The sequence below is a fragment of the Paenibacillus sp. FSL H8-0259 genome (genome assembly GCF_037963255.1).
Lineage (GTDB): Bacteria > Bacillota > Bacilli > Paenibacillales > Paenibacillaceae > Paenibacillus_AQ > Paenibacillus_AQ phytohabitans.
The window spans coordinates 4,424,675-4,437,382 of the sequence record NZ_CP150147.1 but is presented as its reverse complement, the minus strand read 5'-3'; the positions used below and the strand labels follow the sequence as shown (position 1 = coordinate 4,437,382).

16 protein-coding genes and 1 riboswitch are annotated in these 12,708 nt (G+C 52.0%); of the genes, 15 read left to right on the top strand and 1 reads right to left on the bottom strand.

Going from position 1 to position 12,708, the window contains the following annotated elements; translation table 11 throughout:
* Nucleotides 1–7 precede the first annotated feature (7 nt).
* From NSU01_RS18725 to murB, 3 genes are all read left to right on the top strand, one after another.
* Nucleotides 8–814, top strand: a complete 807-nt coding sequence (locus NSU01_RS18725; RefSeq protein ID WP_076243051.1) for an ABC transporter ATP-binding protein — start codon at nt 8–10, stop codon at nt 812–814.
* A gap of 42 nt (nt 815–856) precedes the next feature.
* Complete coding sequence (locus tag NSU01_RS18720) at nt 857–1,666, top strand: (2Fe-2S)-binding protein (protein ID WP_052421904.1); 810 nt, start codon at nt 857–859, stop codon at nt 1,664–1,666.
* Nucleotides 1,667–1,835: 169 nt separating this feature from the next.
* Complete coding sequence (gene murB, locus NSU01_RS18715; RefSeq protein WP_042137735.1) at nt 1,836–2,750, top strand: UDP-N-acetylmuramate dehydrogenase; 915 nt, start codon at nt 1,836–1,838, stop codon at nt 2,748–2,750.
* 138 nt (nt 2,751–2,888) lie between these two features.
* Here the strand turns inward: murB and NSU01_RS18710 are convergent, their stop codons facing one another.
* Nucleotides 2,889–3,224, bottom strand: a complete 336-nt coding sequence (locus NSU01_RS18710; RefSeq protein WP_039298941.1) for a hypothetical protein — start codon at nt 3,222–3,224, stop codon at nt 2,889–2,891.
* A gap of 299 nt (nt 3,225–3,523) precedes the next feature.
* On the opposite strand from NSU01_RS18710, the gene NSU01_RS18705 reads away from it, so the two are divergent.
* The 12 genes from NSU01_RS18705 (at nt 3,524) to NSU01_RS18650 (ending at nt 12,388) form a co-directional block, all read left to right on the top strand.
* Nucleotides 3,524–4,264 carry a membrane protein gene (locus NSU01_RS18705; RefSeq protein ID WP_042137733.1) on the top strand — a complete coding sequence of 247 codons (741 nt, stop codon included), beginning with the start codon at nt 3,524–3,526 and terminating at the stop codon, nt 4,262–4,264.
* Between the two features lie 90 nt (nt 4,265–4,354).
* Nucleotides 4,355–4,398, top strand: a riboswitch (PreQ1 riboswitch).
* A 175-nt stretch (nt 4,399–4,573) separates the two neighbouring features.
* On the top strand, nt 4,574–5,074 hold the full coding sequence (queF, locus tag NSU01_RS18700) for a preQ(1) synthase (protein ID WP_042137732.1): 501 nt from the start codon (nt 4,574–4,576) through the stop codon (nt 5,072–5,074).
* Nucleotides 5,075–5,122: 48 nt separating this feature from the next.
* Complete coding sequence (gene queC, locus NSU01_RS18695; RefSeq protein WP_039298934.1) at nt 5,123–5,785, top strand: 7-cyano-7-deazaguanine synthase QueC; 663 nt, start codon at nt 5,123–5,125, stop codon at nt 5,783–5,785.
* Nucleotides 5,785–6,267 carry a 6-carboxytetrahydropterin synthase QueD gene (queD, locus tag NSU01_RS18690; RefSeq protein WP_042137730.1) on the top strand — a complete coding sequence of 161 codons (483 nt, stop codon included), beginning with the start codon at nt 5,785–5,787 and terminating at the stop codon, nt 6,265–6,267. Before queC ends, queD begins: the two co-directional genes overlap by 1 nt.
* Nucleotides 6,260–6,982, top strand: coding sequence for a 7-carboxy-7-deazaguanine synthase QueE (gene queE, locus NSU01_RS18685; RefSeq protein WP_042137728.1), 723 nt, complete (start codon nt 6,260–6,262; stop codon nt 6,980–6,982). Before queD ends, queE begins: the two co-directional genes overlap by 8 nt.
* Nucleotides 6,983–7,198: 216 nt before the next feature.
* The gene (locus tag NSU01_RS18680) at nt 7,199–7,360 is read left to right on the top strand and encodes a hypothetical protein (protein ID WP_167549552.1); all 162 of its coding nucleotides are present in this window, start codon (nt 7,199–7,201) and stop codon (nt 7,358–7,360) included.
* Nucleotides 7,361–7,432: 72 nt separating this feature from the next.
* Nucleotides 7,433–7,735 (top strand): VOC family protein, encoded by a 303-nt coding sequence (locus NSU01_RS18675; protein WP_076243052.1) that lies wholly within the window; start codon nt 7,433–7,435, stop codon nt 7,733–7,735.
* 112 nt (nt 7,736–7,847) lie between these two features.
* Nucleotides 7,848–8,375, top strand: a complete 528-nt coding sequence (locus NSU01_RS18670; RefSeq protein WP_042137727.1) for a cysteine hydrolase family protein — start codon at nt 7,848–7,850, stop codon at nt 8,373–8,375.
* The gene (locus NSU01_RS18665) at nt 8,372–9,190 is read left to right on the top strand and encodes a VanW family protein (RefSeq protein ID WP_042137725.1); all 819 of its coding nucleotides are present in this window, start codon (nt 8,372–8,374) and stop codon (nt 9,188–9,190) included. The genes NSU01_RS18670 and NSU01_RS18665 overlap by 4 nt, the downstream gene beginning before the upstream one ends.
* Nucleotides 9,191–9,278: 88 nt before the next feature.
* Nucleotides 9,279–10,415 (top strand): zinc-dependent alcohol dehydrogenase, encoded by a 1,137-nt coding sequence (locus NSU01_RS18660; protein ID WP_076243053.1) that lies wholly within the window; start codon nt 9,279–9,281, stop codon nt 10,413–10,415.
* Nucleotides 10,416–10,572: 157 nt separating this feature from the next.
* Nucleotides 10,573–11,487 (top strand): DMT family transporter, encoded by a 915-nt coding sequence (locus NSU01_RS18655; protein WP_039298918.1) that lies wholly within the window; start codon nt 10,573–10,575, stop codon nt 11,485–11,487.
* A gap of 64 nt (nt 11,488–11,551) precedes the next feature.
* The gene (locus NSU01_RS18650; RefSeq protein ID WP_076243185.1) at nt 11,552–12,388 is read left to right on the top strand and encodes a class I SAM-dependent methyltransferase; all 837 of its coding nucleotides are present in this window, start codon (nt 11,552–11,554) and stop codon (nt 12,386–12,388) included.
* Nucleotides 12,389–12,708 lie beyond the last annotated feature (320 nt).

Genomic DNA, 12,708 nt, shown 5'->3' with positions numbered 1-12,708 from the left:
GAGTATCATGTCGGAACGTTTGAATACAGAACAGCTGAGTATCGGATACGCAGAGGCAATGATTGTAAAGGGGCTGAACCTGTCACTTCCGACAGGGAAGATTACAGCGCTGGTTGGAGCGAACGGCTCAGGTAAATCGACTATCCTGAAGACGATGGCACGCATCATGAAGCCGAAGAGCGGCAGTGTCATGCTCGACGGCAAATCCATTCATAACCTGGCCACCAAAGAGGTGGCCAAGCAGCTAGCGATTCTGCCGCAGAATCCTACTGCACCTGACGGTCTGACTGTATCTGAGCTTGTGGGTTACGGCCGCTACCCGCATCAGAAGGGCTTCGGAACCATGACGCCTGAAGACCGCAGCATCATTGCTAATGCAATCGAAGTTACCGGTATGACAGAGTTCCACGACCGTCCGATTGACCGGCTCTCCGGCGGACAGCGTCAACGGGCCTGGATTGCCATGGCTTTGGCGCAGCAGACAGATATTCTGTTCCTTGACGAACCGACGACATTCCTGGATATGGCCCATCAGCTGGAGGTGCTGCAGCTGCTGCAGAAGCTGAATGAAGAAGAAGGCCGGACGATTATCATGGTGGTACATGATTTGAACCATGCTTCCCGTTATGCGCAGCATATGGTAGCGATCAAATCCGGCAATGTGATCAGTGAAGGGGCGCCGGTTGATGTAATGACACCGGTAGTTCTGCGCGAGGTATTCGGCATTGAAGCCGATATTGTGCCTGATCCGCGTACCGGAGTGCCGCTGTGCCTTCCTTACGAGCTGGCTGCGTACAAGGCAGCGGGACTATAAGCGCGAGCTGTGCAGGCTAGTGGAGCGGAGAGGGGCAATGCAATGAACGAACTATTGATTAAGGAATTCACCACCAAGTTTGACCTGCATCCTGCGGTACCGGAGGGAGCTCTGCACTCCTTCGCTGCGGCTGAACTGGTGCATGAGCAGGGTATGAGGGCATTTGTAGACACTTACGGGCCGTTAATGAAAGCACTGGACGATAAAGCGGTTGCTGCATATTTCGGCGGCTATCTGTCCAATCTGGCGCTTGCGGTTCAGTATTCAGTCACAGGATTCTCCTTCGTTCCTGAGCTCAGCCTAGCGAATCTGGGGATTCATCTCATTCCGGCAGACGGATATTGCCGGATTGCCTTCTCCCTTCACGTGTGGAAGACAGAGCAGGCTCCTGAGGAGCAGCAGAGCAGGGAAGCGTGGCGTAATGATGTGTTTGCCCGCTTTTATCAAGAGACTGCCGGTCCTCTGGTACGCTGTATTTCACAGGTGAGCGGTTTATCACTTGGTGAGATCTGGGGACAGATGCCGTCCAAATTCAATTATTATGTGGAGTCCTTTGCAGCCGGAATTACCGATCCAGCGGTGCTTAAGCGGATTGAAGCAGATTACAGCTATCTGAAAGATGAACTGCCTGCTGAAGTATTCCAGATGCCCCGGAATCCGTTTCATGTGAAGGTACGGAGAATTGAATCGCTCGCTGACCCGGAGCAGACTGTACAGATGCGCAACCGCTGCTGTATGTACTACCGGACAGAAGGCGGTCGTCTATGTTATACCTGCCCCCGGATGAAAGAAGAGGAACGTACAGCGAGAAGGGAAGAATTCCGTTCAGAGCGTGCTGCGGCCGGAAGTTAGGTTATAAACGGGAATGATGAAACATAATAATGCTGTATGCAGCTTCCAAACAGGCTCCTGTCATTGACAAGGGAGCCTGTTCGTTGTTAAAGTTGTGGTTGCCGCAATGCACAGTTGAGGCAGGCAGATGATCACGGTCATCATTTTCATAGAGTTAGGAGCATGAAGTATGAATATCGACAACATATATAAGGACCTGCAGCAGCTGGTCACCGGAGGCTCGCTGAAGCGCCACGTGAGTCTTAAGCATCTGGTGTATACCCGCATGGGCGGGGAAGCGGATATTTGGGCTGCTCCGGCAACCTACGATGAAATTCAGAGAATATCTACATATGCGCATGATCATCATATTCCGCTTACTGTACTCGGAAACGGCTCGAATGTCATTATCCGGGACGGGGGTATCCGCGGTATTGTGCTTCAGACCTCCGACATGACGGAAATGGGCATCCGGGACGGACTGCTCTACGCGCAGTGCGGGGCGAAGATTATCGATGCTTCAAGATATGCGCTGGAGCTGGAGCTGACGGGGCTGGAGTTCGCCTGCGGCATCCCCGGCACGGTAGGCGGGGCGCTGTATATGAATGCCGGAGCTTACGGCGGTGAGGTTAAGGACGTGCTGCAAAGTGCACTTGTGATCGACAAGGACGGACAGCTTATTACTATGCAGGGCGACCAGCTTCAGTGGGGATACCGCAAAAGTATCTTTGCCAGCGGAGAGTATATTGTGCTGGAGGCCAGATTTGCGCTTCAGCCGGGTGATCCTGCTGCGATCAAGACCTCCATGGATGAGCTGACCTATCTCCGCGAATCCAAACAGCCGCTGGAATATCCTTCCTGCGGCAGTGTGTTCAAGCGGCCGCCGGGCCGCTATGCCGGCCAGCTGATTCAGGAGAGCGGCCTGCAGGGAACACGCATCGGCGGAGCGGAGGTATCTCGCAAGCATGCCGGATTCATCGTCAATGCGGATAATGCGACAGCCAGTGACTACATCGGACTGATTCAGCATGTGCGTTCAACGGTGAAGGAAAAATTCGATGTCGAGCTGGAGACGGAAGTTGAGATTCTCGGGGAAGAAGCATAAATCAGCTAATAAATTCTTGTATCTGAATCAATAGACGTGTGTAAGGCCATGGGTGTGTTTCACCCATGGCCTGTATGTGTCTCAAGTAGAGGGGAAATAAACATGACGCGCACAACTTTCCTGTAATACTTAGATCATTCAGCTTAAGGCTAAGGAATATTTCGCTCTGTCCGTCTCCAGCTCGACATTATCCTCAGCTACTGTATTCAGCTTCAGCCCGCTGACCGCGATCTCATAATTAGGCTGCGGAAGCGGCACAAGCTCACCGTCTGCATTGAGTGTATTTCCCGTTCCCCGCAGAATCAGTGCACTGCCCAGGTATTCATCAAGAACATCCTCGGCATTGCGGTAGTCTACGGTGTCCAGATTAAAGTGAACTGTATCCAGATCATCCAGCTCCTGCTTCTTGATCACCAGGGTTGCATGCTCCTGCGCCTCCAGCCAATCGATAAGCTTCTGTACGTTTTGTTCCATATAGGATCCCATCCTTTGGTTAGTAAGAGATTGATAATTCTAAGTTACCCTTTTCCGGGCAAATGAATCCATCGGCTTGTCACATCTCCGCTCACAGCCTAACCAACTGCTCCATTCCCGTGAAGGCGAAATATAATTAATAATATTAATAATTAACATAATGAATAATATATAAGCGTAAAAGAATAGATCTCGAATAGGTGCCCGCCGGAAGATGCATTGTTTGCAGTTCCCCATTAGGGTGTAAACTACATCTATGCACTTCTATTAACAATACATAAACGGGGAAGGTGAGCATAATGTGGGGTGCATTGATGTGGGGCGCCATTTCCGGCTCAGCTGTGTTACTCGGGGCGCTGCTCGCTCTGTTCCTGTCCATTCCCACCAAGCTGATCGGCTTCATTATGGCTTTCGGGACAGGCGTACTTATTGGAGCAGCTGCTTATGAACTGCTGGAGGATTCCGCGAGTGACGGCGGGCTGACCCCGACGATCATCGGTTTTACCGCAGGAGCGTTGGTGTTCACGCTGTTTGACTGGTATATCTCGCGGAAAGGCGGAGCCGGCCGCAAACGCTCAGCCAGAGCATCAGGGAAGACGGAAGCTAAAGGCGGGAGCGGCATGGCTATTTTTGCCGGAACGGTACTGGATGCTATTCCTGAGTCGATCATGATCGGGGCCAGTCTGATTGCCGGCCAAGGTGTAAGTCTGCTGCTGGTTATTGCTATTTTTATCAGCAATATTCCGGAAGGGCTGTCGAGCACGGCAGGGCTGAAGCAGGACGGCTACGGCAAAAGAAAAATTATGCTGCTCTGGCTCGGCGTACTGGTAATCTCCACCCTGGCTTCAGGCGCTGGCTATACATTTATGGACCATGCAAGCGGGTATACGGAGGCGATGATTGCTTCTTTTGCCGGGGGCGGGATTATCGCGATGGTCTCCTCCAGCATGATGCCGGAAGCCTATGAGGACGGTGGACCGCTAACGGGATTTATCGCCGCCATGGGGCTGCTGTGCTCGCTGATCCTGGATCAGCTGTGAGGGTTGTCAAGCCTCCGGCAATCATGGTATAGTTCAAGACGCACCATATGTATAGTCATAAGCACAAAGAAGGAATCTGCGCGCGCAAGCGCAGGAGAGGTTCGCAAACTCCCTCTATAAAAAACTAAGACCGCTACAGGCATGAGCAGCTTTCCGGATATCCGGGGGCTTAAGGAGTACGGGCATTTGCCTGTACTTATTTCTTGTTATGCCGCGCGTGTCTCATCTTAGTAGAGCCAGGTTTTCGAAATCTCGTTCTTCTTTCCAGTTCAGGCCGTGAGCCTAGGGAAAAGAGAGGGGTTTTTTGTCATGTCAGAAGGCAGACTGAAAGAGGAAATGCAGGAGGTTACCCTGCTGGGTAATCAAGGTACGAAGTATAATTTCGGCTATGCTCCGGAAATTCTGGAGGCGTTCGATAACAAGCATCCCGGCCGTGATTATTTTGTCAAATTCAACTGCCCGGAGTTCACCAGCCTGTGTCCGGTTACGGGACAGCCGGATTTCGGCGTGATGTACATTTCGTATATTCCTGATATCAAAATGGTTGAATCCAAATCCCTGAAGCTCTATCTGTTCAGCTTCCGCAATCACGGGGATTTCCATGAAGACTGTGTCAACATTATTATGAATGATCTGATCTCGCTGATGGAGCCCCGCTATATTGAGATCTGGGGCAAGTTCACGCCACGCGGCGGCATTTCCATCGATCCTTACTGCAACTGGGGGCGTCCGGGAACGAAGTATGAGGCCATGGCCGAGCACCGGCTGATGAACCACGACCTGTATCCCGAGAAAGTGGATAACCGTTAATCCGGGAGATCCGCAGCACACAGAACAATAAGGAGGAGAGAACTTACGATGAATAAAAAAGCACTGGTCGTCTTCAGCGGCGGCCAAGACAGCACCACCTGTCTGGTATGGGCTTTGCAGCAGTTCCAGGAGGTTCAGGTGGTTACTTTTAATTATAATCAGCGCCATGCGGCAGAGATCGAAGTCGCCAAGGAGATTGCCGCGAAGTTTGGGGTGAAGCAGCATATTCTCGATCTGGGACTGCTGAATCAGCTGGCCCCGAACGCGCTAACCCGGGACGATATCGAAATCGCTGCCGGGGAGGGCGAGGAGCTGCCGAGTACATTTGTAGACGGACGGAACCTGCTATTCCTGTCCTTTGCAGCGATTCTGGCCAAGCAGCTGGGCTATAGCAATATCATCACCGGTGTCTGCCAGACGGACTTCAGCGGATATCCGGATTGCCGGGATGTGTTCGTGAAATCACTGAATGTCACACTCAATCTGTCGATGGATTATGAGTTCGTAATCCATACTCCGCTGATGTGGCTGGACAAAAAAGAAACCTGGAAAATGGCCGACGAGCTTGGCTATTTCGACTATATCCGTGAGCAGACGCTTACCTGCTACAACGGGATTATCGGCAGCGGCTGCGGCACCTGTCCGGCATGTCTGCTGCGCCAGCGCGGCCTTGAGCAATATGAGGCGGAGCGCCAGGAGGCTGGACTATAATGCTGGGCGAAGTATCTGTCTGCAAAATCTTTACCTTTGACGCCGCCCATCAGCTGATAGGGCACAAGGGGAAATGCAGTAATCTGCACGGGCATACGTATAAGCTTGAGGTTGTACTGAAGGGCGTTCCGTCCGTGGAGCACGGCCAGTCGGATGAGGGGTTTGTCATCGATTTCAGCGATATCAAAGCGACGGTGAAGCAGCTTGTAGTCGACCAGCTGGATCATGCTTTCCTGGCCATGGGCAATGAGCCTGTACTGGAGACACTTACGGCTACTGGCTCCAAGGTAGCACTGCTGTCGTTCCGTACGACGGCGGAGAACATGTCAGCATACATCGCTTATGAGCTGAAGCGGGCTTCCTTACCGGTCTATTCGGTCAAGCTGTGGGAGACTCCGACCTCCTGGGCGGAGGTGCTGGCGGCAGACATTCTGGAAGCGGGGCCGTCTTACCGTCTGTACGGAGGCTGCGACCATGAGTAAAATACCCGTTATCGAAATGTTCGGCCCGACGATTCAGGGGGAAGGGGCGGTCATCGGTGTCAAAACGATGTTCGTCCGCACCTACGGCTGCGATTACCGCTGCGGCTGGTGTGATTCCGCCTTCACCTGGGACGGATCGGCGAAAGATAAAGTAACCCTGATGGAACCGCAGGAGATTCTCGCCGGGCTGCTTGAGCTGGCAGGAGATAATTTCAATTGCGTAACCATCTCCGGAGGCAATCCGGCGCTTATCGGGGAAGCCATGGGTGAGTTCATCACCCTGCTCCACGAACGCGGTATCCAGGCGGCCATCGAGACACAGGGCAGCCGCTGGCAGGATTGGTTCAGTGATGTCGATGTGCTGACGATCAGCCCCAAGCCGCCAAGCTCCGGGATGAAGACCGACTGGGATAAGCTGGATGAGATTATGCTTAGAGTCGGCAGCAGCGGCAAGGCTGCCCATAGCCTGAAGGTGGTTGTTTTTAGCCAGGAGGATTATGAATATGCCCGGAAGGTACATTTCAGGTACCCGGAGGTCCCGCTGTTTCTTCAGCCGGGGAACGATAATGTCACCGAGGAAGGCGACATTTCAGGCCGCCTGCTGGGCCGGCTGGAATGGCTGTTTAATCTGGTGATTGCCGACCCGCAGATGAACAAGGCGCGGGTGCTGCCGCAGCTTCACGCACTAATCTGGCATAATAAGCGGGGCAAGTAAGGCTTGCGCATTATATATTGAATGAAGACCGAACCTCTGCGATGCGGAGGTCCGGTCTTTGTGTTATAGTCCCCCGGTCCGCCTGCTCTTCCTTCGGGGTGCCGGTACCCAATACCTTTTAATGTAATTATTAGGATTAATGTAACAAGCGGAGGTGCATCACCCATTCTAGGCGTAATATACTTGATGGATGATCAAGTATGAGGGGGAATTGAAATGGAGAACGGATACTACGCAGGCTGGGGAACGCTGGCACTGATTAATGCGGGAATTGCCCAGGGGAAAAACCGGAGCGGATTAAACTGGTTTCTGCTGTCATTGCTGCTGGGACCGCTGGCTACCTTTATCCTGGTGATCTCGGATAAGCTACCAGAGTGAATTATCAGTTATAATATTAGGGAGTATTAGTGCTTAAACGCCATGGTTACAGCATCTGGAGGAGGGAATGAAATGGAATTCAAAAGCCCGCAAATTAATCTGTATGTCACAGATTTAGCCCGTTCAAGAACTTTCTATGAAAAGCTAGGGTTTAAGTTGACTTTCACTGCGGAAATCGAGGGTGAAGCCGTGCATCATGAACTTGTGCTGGATGGCTTCAAGCTGGGGCTGGCCAGCAGGACTTCAGCGAATAAGGTACATGGGCTGACGCCTGGAACCAACACTGGCAGCGAGCTGGCCCTCTGGACAGAGGACGGATCTGGCGCTTCAATACCTGCTGGAGAACGGCGGTACACTTCTTTCGGCAGCACATGATTTCCTAAATGATCTGCGATCCGCATGGATAAATGATCCGGACGGCAATCCGGTCCAGCTGGTATGCAGAAGAAAGTCTGCAGCAGGAGAATAACAGTCCGGGGAGGAATTGATGATGTCAACCGCATTACTGATTATTGATGTTCAAGAGGCGATGTTTGCTTATCCTGATATGAAGCTGTTTGACGAAGAAGGGGTTCTGGAACGGATCAGCTCGCTGCTGGACAAGGCCCGCTTAGCCGGGGTTCCGGTGATTTACATCCAGCATACTGAAGAAGAGGGGGAATTTGTGAAGGGGATCCCTACCTGGGAGATCAGCAGCCGCATTGCACCGCAGGCAGGGGAGAAGGTAATCGAGAAGACAACTCCGGATTCCTTCCATCTCACCGGGCTTCAGGAAGAGCTTGAACGGCTTGGAGTGACGGAGCTGGTTATCTGCGGGATGCAGACGGATTACTGTGTAAATGCCACCAGCAGACGCGCACATAGCCTTGGGTATTCCAGCGTCCTGGTCAAAGATGCACATAGTACCTTCGATGATAACCATCTCACAGGTGAAGAAATCGTGAAGCAGCATAATGATGCGCTTGGCTCCGGAATTGCTGCGCTGCGCTCGGAACAGGAAGTAACCTTCCGATGAATCCGGTAATTACCGCAATGAAGCCGATCCGCCGCTCCAGGCTGAGATTATTTGCCGGCAAGCGCTATTTTATCTGGAAAAGATATTGGAAATGGATCACAGCACGGGGCAGGCTCGCCAAGGAACTTCGCCCGGAAGCTCTGCCTTATGAGGCGGCCAGCCATGCCACACCTCTGCTTCGGAGCCTGCGTAATGTCGATATGCAGCTGCAGTATAATAAAATAACGAATTTGCGCCTGGCTGTTGCCAAGCTTGACGGACTCGTCATCCGTCCCGGCGAGACTTTCTCCTATTGGCGGAGTATCGGAAAGCCGACCCGCAGGAAGGGATATCTGGATGGAATGGTTCTGCATTATGGCGGCTTCCGGTCCGGAACGGGAGGCGGACTCTGCCAATTGTCGAATCTGATCTACTGGATGGCGCTGCATACACCGCTCACGGTTACTGAACGGCACCGGCACAGCTATGATGTTTTTCCCGATGAGCAGCGGACACAGCCTTTTGGCAGCGGGGCCACCTGTTCCTATAACTATCTGGATTTGCAGCTTAGAAATGATACGGAGTACACCTACCAGCTGAAGCTTCATCTGGATGAGACCCATCTGCACGGGGAGTGGCGTTGTGACAGCCGGCAGCTCTACAATTATGAGGTCTATGAAGACGGCCATGTGATCAGCCTGGAGCCGTGGGGAGGATATGTACGAAGTAACGCTATCCGCCGCAGGGTGCTTACCCATACAGGAGAGCTCGCGGGTGATGAGGCTGTCGCCGAGAACCATGCACTGATGATGTATTCTCCGCTGCTGCACGGATAAAGCCGGAGGATTTGGGGTTATAACATAGTGTAGCGTGAATTTACAGCTGCGATGTCCATACCCAACTTCTGAAGGAGTGACTCTCAACATGAAGGCAGTAACCTATCAGGGCAAGAAGAAAGTCGAGGTTAAGGAAGTCGCTGATGCGCGGCTTGAGAAAAAGGATGATATCATTGTCCGCATTACCTCAACCGCCATTTGCGGATCGGATCTGCATATCTATAATGGCGAAATCCCCGGCATGCATGATGATTACATTATCGGGCATGAGCCTATGGGAATAGTGGAAGATGTGGGACCGGAGGTCACCAAGGTAAAGAAGGGTGACCGTGTCATTATCCCTTTTAATGTAGCCTGCGGGCAATGCTTCTTCTGCCAGCACGAGATGGAGAGCCAATGTGACCACGCGAATGAAGCCAAGGATACCGGCGGTTATCTGGGCTATTCGGATACTTACGGCGGCTTCGCCGGCGGGCAGGCCGAACTGCTGCGTGTACCGTACGGAAATTTCGGCCCCTTTGTCGTTCCGGAGGATGCTGAGATGGAAGACGAGAAGCTGCTGTTCCTCTCGGATATTGTACCTACCGCCTGGTGGGGGGTTGAGAATGCCGGCGTGAAGCCCGGAGATACCGTAATTGTGCTCGGATGCGGGCCGGTAGGTCTGCTGACACAAAAATTCGCCTGGATGAAAGGCGCATCCCGGGTCATTGCCGTCGACCATATCCCATACCGGCTGCAGCATGCGAAGCAAACGAATAATGTGGAGATTTTTAATTTTGAGAAAATTAAAGAGTTCGAGAAGCACATGAAGGAGATCACCCGTGGCGGGGCCGATGTGGTCATTGATTGTGTAGGTCTCGACGCCAAGAAGACGGTTGTAGAAAAGGTGGAGACCACATTAATGCTGCAGGGCGGCTCACTTGGGGCGTTCCGTATCGCATCAGAGGTGGTCCGCAAATTCGGTACGATTCAGCTTGTAGGGGTGTATGGGCTGAACTATAATATGTTCCCGCTCGGTCATCTGTTTGAGCGCAATATTACGCTGAAGATGGGACAGGCTCCGGTCATTCATTATATGCCGTTGCTCTACAAGATGATTAAGGAGAATAAGTTCGATCCCACAGATATCATCACCCACCGGCTGCCGATCAGCAGAGCAGAGCATGGCTATAAGGTGTTTCAAGAGAAGGAAGAGGACTGTATCAAGGTTGTACTTAAGCCATAGATACAGATGCTTATTAGCACTGGTATAGCTCGTATGAGGCATGGAACCCGCTGAAAGACGGATTCTATGTCTCTTTTAATGAAAAATGCTGCTTTTTTCTGCAATTTGCGTTAAATTAACATAATGAGTCTTACAAAACACGAAGGGGCAACTACGTATGATTCCCAAAAAACCGCCCGTTCCCGTACCGCTGCTGATGGTGATCGGAATTGTGGCCATATCCTTTTCTTCTATCTTCATTAAATGGTCGTCTGCTCCGGTGTCGGTTCAGGGGATGTACCGGCTGCTGTTCACCTCACTGCTGATGCTGCCGTTCGCCCGCCGCTATAGCGGAGCAGCTTGGGCGCTGCGCCTGAAAGACTGGTTGCTGCTGGGCGCTTCCGGTGTAATGCTGGCCCTTCATTTTCTGCTCTGGATGGGATCGCTGAATTACACGTCAGTGGCCAGCTCGACAATGATCATGGCTCTGGAGCCGTTATTCATTATGCTGGGTGCGTACATACTGTATAAAGAGCGAAACAGCGCCTCAGCTATGCTGGGTATGGCTATTGCAATCTTTGGGGTTGTCTTTATCGGCTGGGGCGATATAGGACTGTCCGCCGAGAACCTGAAGGGTGACATGCTGTCGGTTGGCGGAACGGTAGCTGTAGCCGCACATTTATTAATCGGTCAGAAGCTGGTGGCGCGTATGCCTTCCTATTTGTACAGCCTGATTGTATTCATCTCTGCGGCCATCGTATTTGCTGTTTACAATCTGGTAACAAGTACACCTTTCTTCGCTTATCCCGCCCGGGAATGGGGCATCTTTGTCCTGCTGGCGGTGGTACCAACCGTATTCGGCCATATTCTGTTTAATTGGCTGCTGCAGTATGCATCAGCGACTACAGTATCGATGAATATTCTGGGAGAGCCTGTCGGCGCTAGCATTCTTGCTTTCCTGCTGCTGGGGGAACAGTTGAGCGGTTTACAATGGGCAGGAGGCGTGCTGGTCATGGCCGGCCTCGGGGTCTATCTGTATTCCGGACGCAGGAAGGCGCTCAAGCTCCAGGAAGCTCTGCCTAATGCGTCATAATGTGTTAGACGGTGGAGCGATGACATTATTTTCACAGAACATATATAAAGGGGTAACGAACGTAATGAATGAACAAGATCAGAATGAACCTTCAGGTCTAAACGGCGGGGCCGCTCCTTCCAGTGAAGAATTGTGGAATGAGGATACCTATGCGGCATGGACTAGCCGGTTCGGATCACCAGCCGAGGCAGCAGAGAAGCTGGCCAAAGATCCGGCTGGGAAGCTGTTCCCGCTGAATGCCTATATGGGAGATGTGCAGGGCCGCAAGATTATGAACCTGATGGGTTCGAACGGCATGAAGGCGGTAGCGCTGGGGCTGATGGGGGCAGAAGTGACGGTTGCTGATTTCTCGGAGGCGAATGGGCGTTATGCTGCTGAACTGGCGCAGGAAGCCGGAGTGAAGCTGAATTATATCGTCTCAGATGTGCTGGGACTGCCTGAAGCCGTCTTGGACGGCTCGTATGACCTGGTGTTTGCGGAAATGGGAATTGTCCACTATTTCACCGACCTGGCTCCGTTTATGACTACGGCATACCGGCTGCTGGCACCCGGCGGGAAGTTCGTACTGCGCGATTTCCACCCGGTAACGACCAAGCTGATCTCCTCCAAGGGTTCAACTGCCAAGGTGCGCAAGCATAAAGTGAACGGTGATTATTTCGATACGGCACTGGAAGAGAAGCAGGTGTCCTACTCCAAGTATATGCCTTCTTCCGGAGAAGCAGCGGGGGCAGACAGACCTAATGTAGTCTACTGGCGGCGCTGGACACTCGGCGAGATTGTAACGGCTGCTGCGGCCAGCGGGCTTGTTATTCAGGAACTGGTGGAAGAGCCCAACCTGTCGTCGGATGTATATGACAAGGGAATTCCCAAGACCTTCACTCTGGTGGCGGGAAAAAGATAATAAACGAAGTGGAAACGGCTTTGCCGTCCCTTTTTAAAGACAGCAAAGCCGTTTCAGCGGGAAATAGCAGTAATTTATAGTGTGAAACCTAAGAAGTCATATGTTTCAAACAAACGGTATCTCTTGAAGCACGGTTACGTTCGTGCGCTAAGGGATACCGTTTTTGTTATGTAAATGTAAATTTCAATTCTTTACATTTGATTCGTTACGGCAGAATGGTGACTTCATAGTACGGTACTAGTGAGTGAAGTGTTGTACGTTTTACAACTTTGATGTATGGATAGCCAGGTGTTCAGATCGATTGTTGTATGAAATACAAG

Coding starts and splice junctions, on each gene's coding strand:
- NSU01_RS18725 (WP_076243051.1), top strand. CDS start 8: ATGTCGGAACGTTTGAATACAGAACAGCTGAGTATCGGATACGCAGAG.
- NSU01_RS18720 (WP_052421904.1), top strand. CDS start 857: ATGAACGAACTATTGATTAAGGAATTCACCACCAAGTTTGACCTGCAT.
- murB (WP_042137735.1), top strand. CDS start 1,836: ATGAATATCGACAACATATATAAGGACCTGCAGCAGCTGGTCACCGGA.
- NSU01_RS18710 (WP_039298941.1), bottom strand. CDS start 3,224: ATGGAACAAAACGTACAGAAGCTTATCGATTGGCTGGAGGCGCAGGAG.
- NSU01_RS18705 (WP_042137733.1), top strand. CDS start 3,524: ATGTGGGGTGCATTGATGTGGGGCGCCATTTCCGGCTCAGCTGTGTTA.
- queF (WP_042137732.1), top strand. CDS start 4,574: ATGTCAGAAGGCAGACTGAAAGAGGAAATGCAGGAGGTTACCCTGCTG.
- queC (WP_039298934.1), top strand. CDS start 5,123: ATGAATAAAAAAGCACTGGTCGTCTTCAGCGGCGGCCAAGACAGCACC.
- queD (WP_042137730.1), top strand. CDS start 5,785: ATGCTGGGCGAAGTATCTGTCTGCAAAATCTTTACCTTTGACGCCGCC.
- queE (WP_042137728.1), top strand. CDS start 6,260: ATGAGTAAAATACCCGTTATCGAAATGTTCGGCCCGACGATTCAGGGG.
- NSU01_RS18680 (WP_167549552.1), top strand. CDS start 7,199: ATGGAGAACGGATACTACGCAGGCTGGGGAACGCTGGCACTGATTAAT.
- NSU01_RS18675 (WP_076243052.1), top strand. CDS start 7,433: ATGGAATTCAAAAGCCCGCAAATTAATCTGTATGTCACAGATTTAGCC.
- NSU01_RS18670 (WP_042137727.1), top strand. CDS start 7,848: ATGATGTCAACCGCATTACTGATTATTGATGTTCAAGAGGCGATGTTT.
- NSU01_RS18665 (WP_042137725.1), top strand. CDS start 8,372: ATGAATCCGGTAATTACCGCAATGAAGCCGATCCGCCGCTCCAGGCTG.
- NSU01_RS18660 (WP_076243053.1), top strand. CDS start 9,279: ATGAAGGCAGTAACCTATCAGGGCAAGAAGAAAGTCGAGGTTAAGGAA.
- NSU01_RS18655 (WP_039298918.1), top strand. CDS start 10,573: ATGATTCCCAAAAAACCGCCCGTTCCCGTACCGCTGCTGATGGTGATC.
- NSU01_RS18650 (WP_076243185.1), top strand. CDS start 11,552: ATGAATGAACAAGATCAGAATGAACCTTCAGGTCTAAACGGCGGGGCC.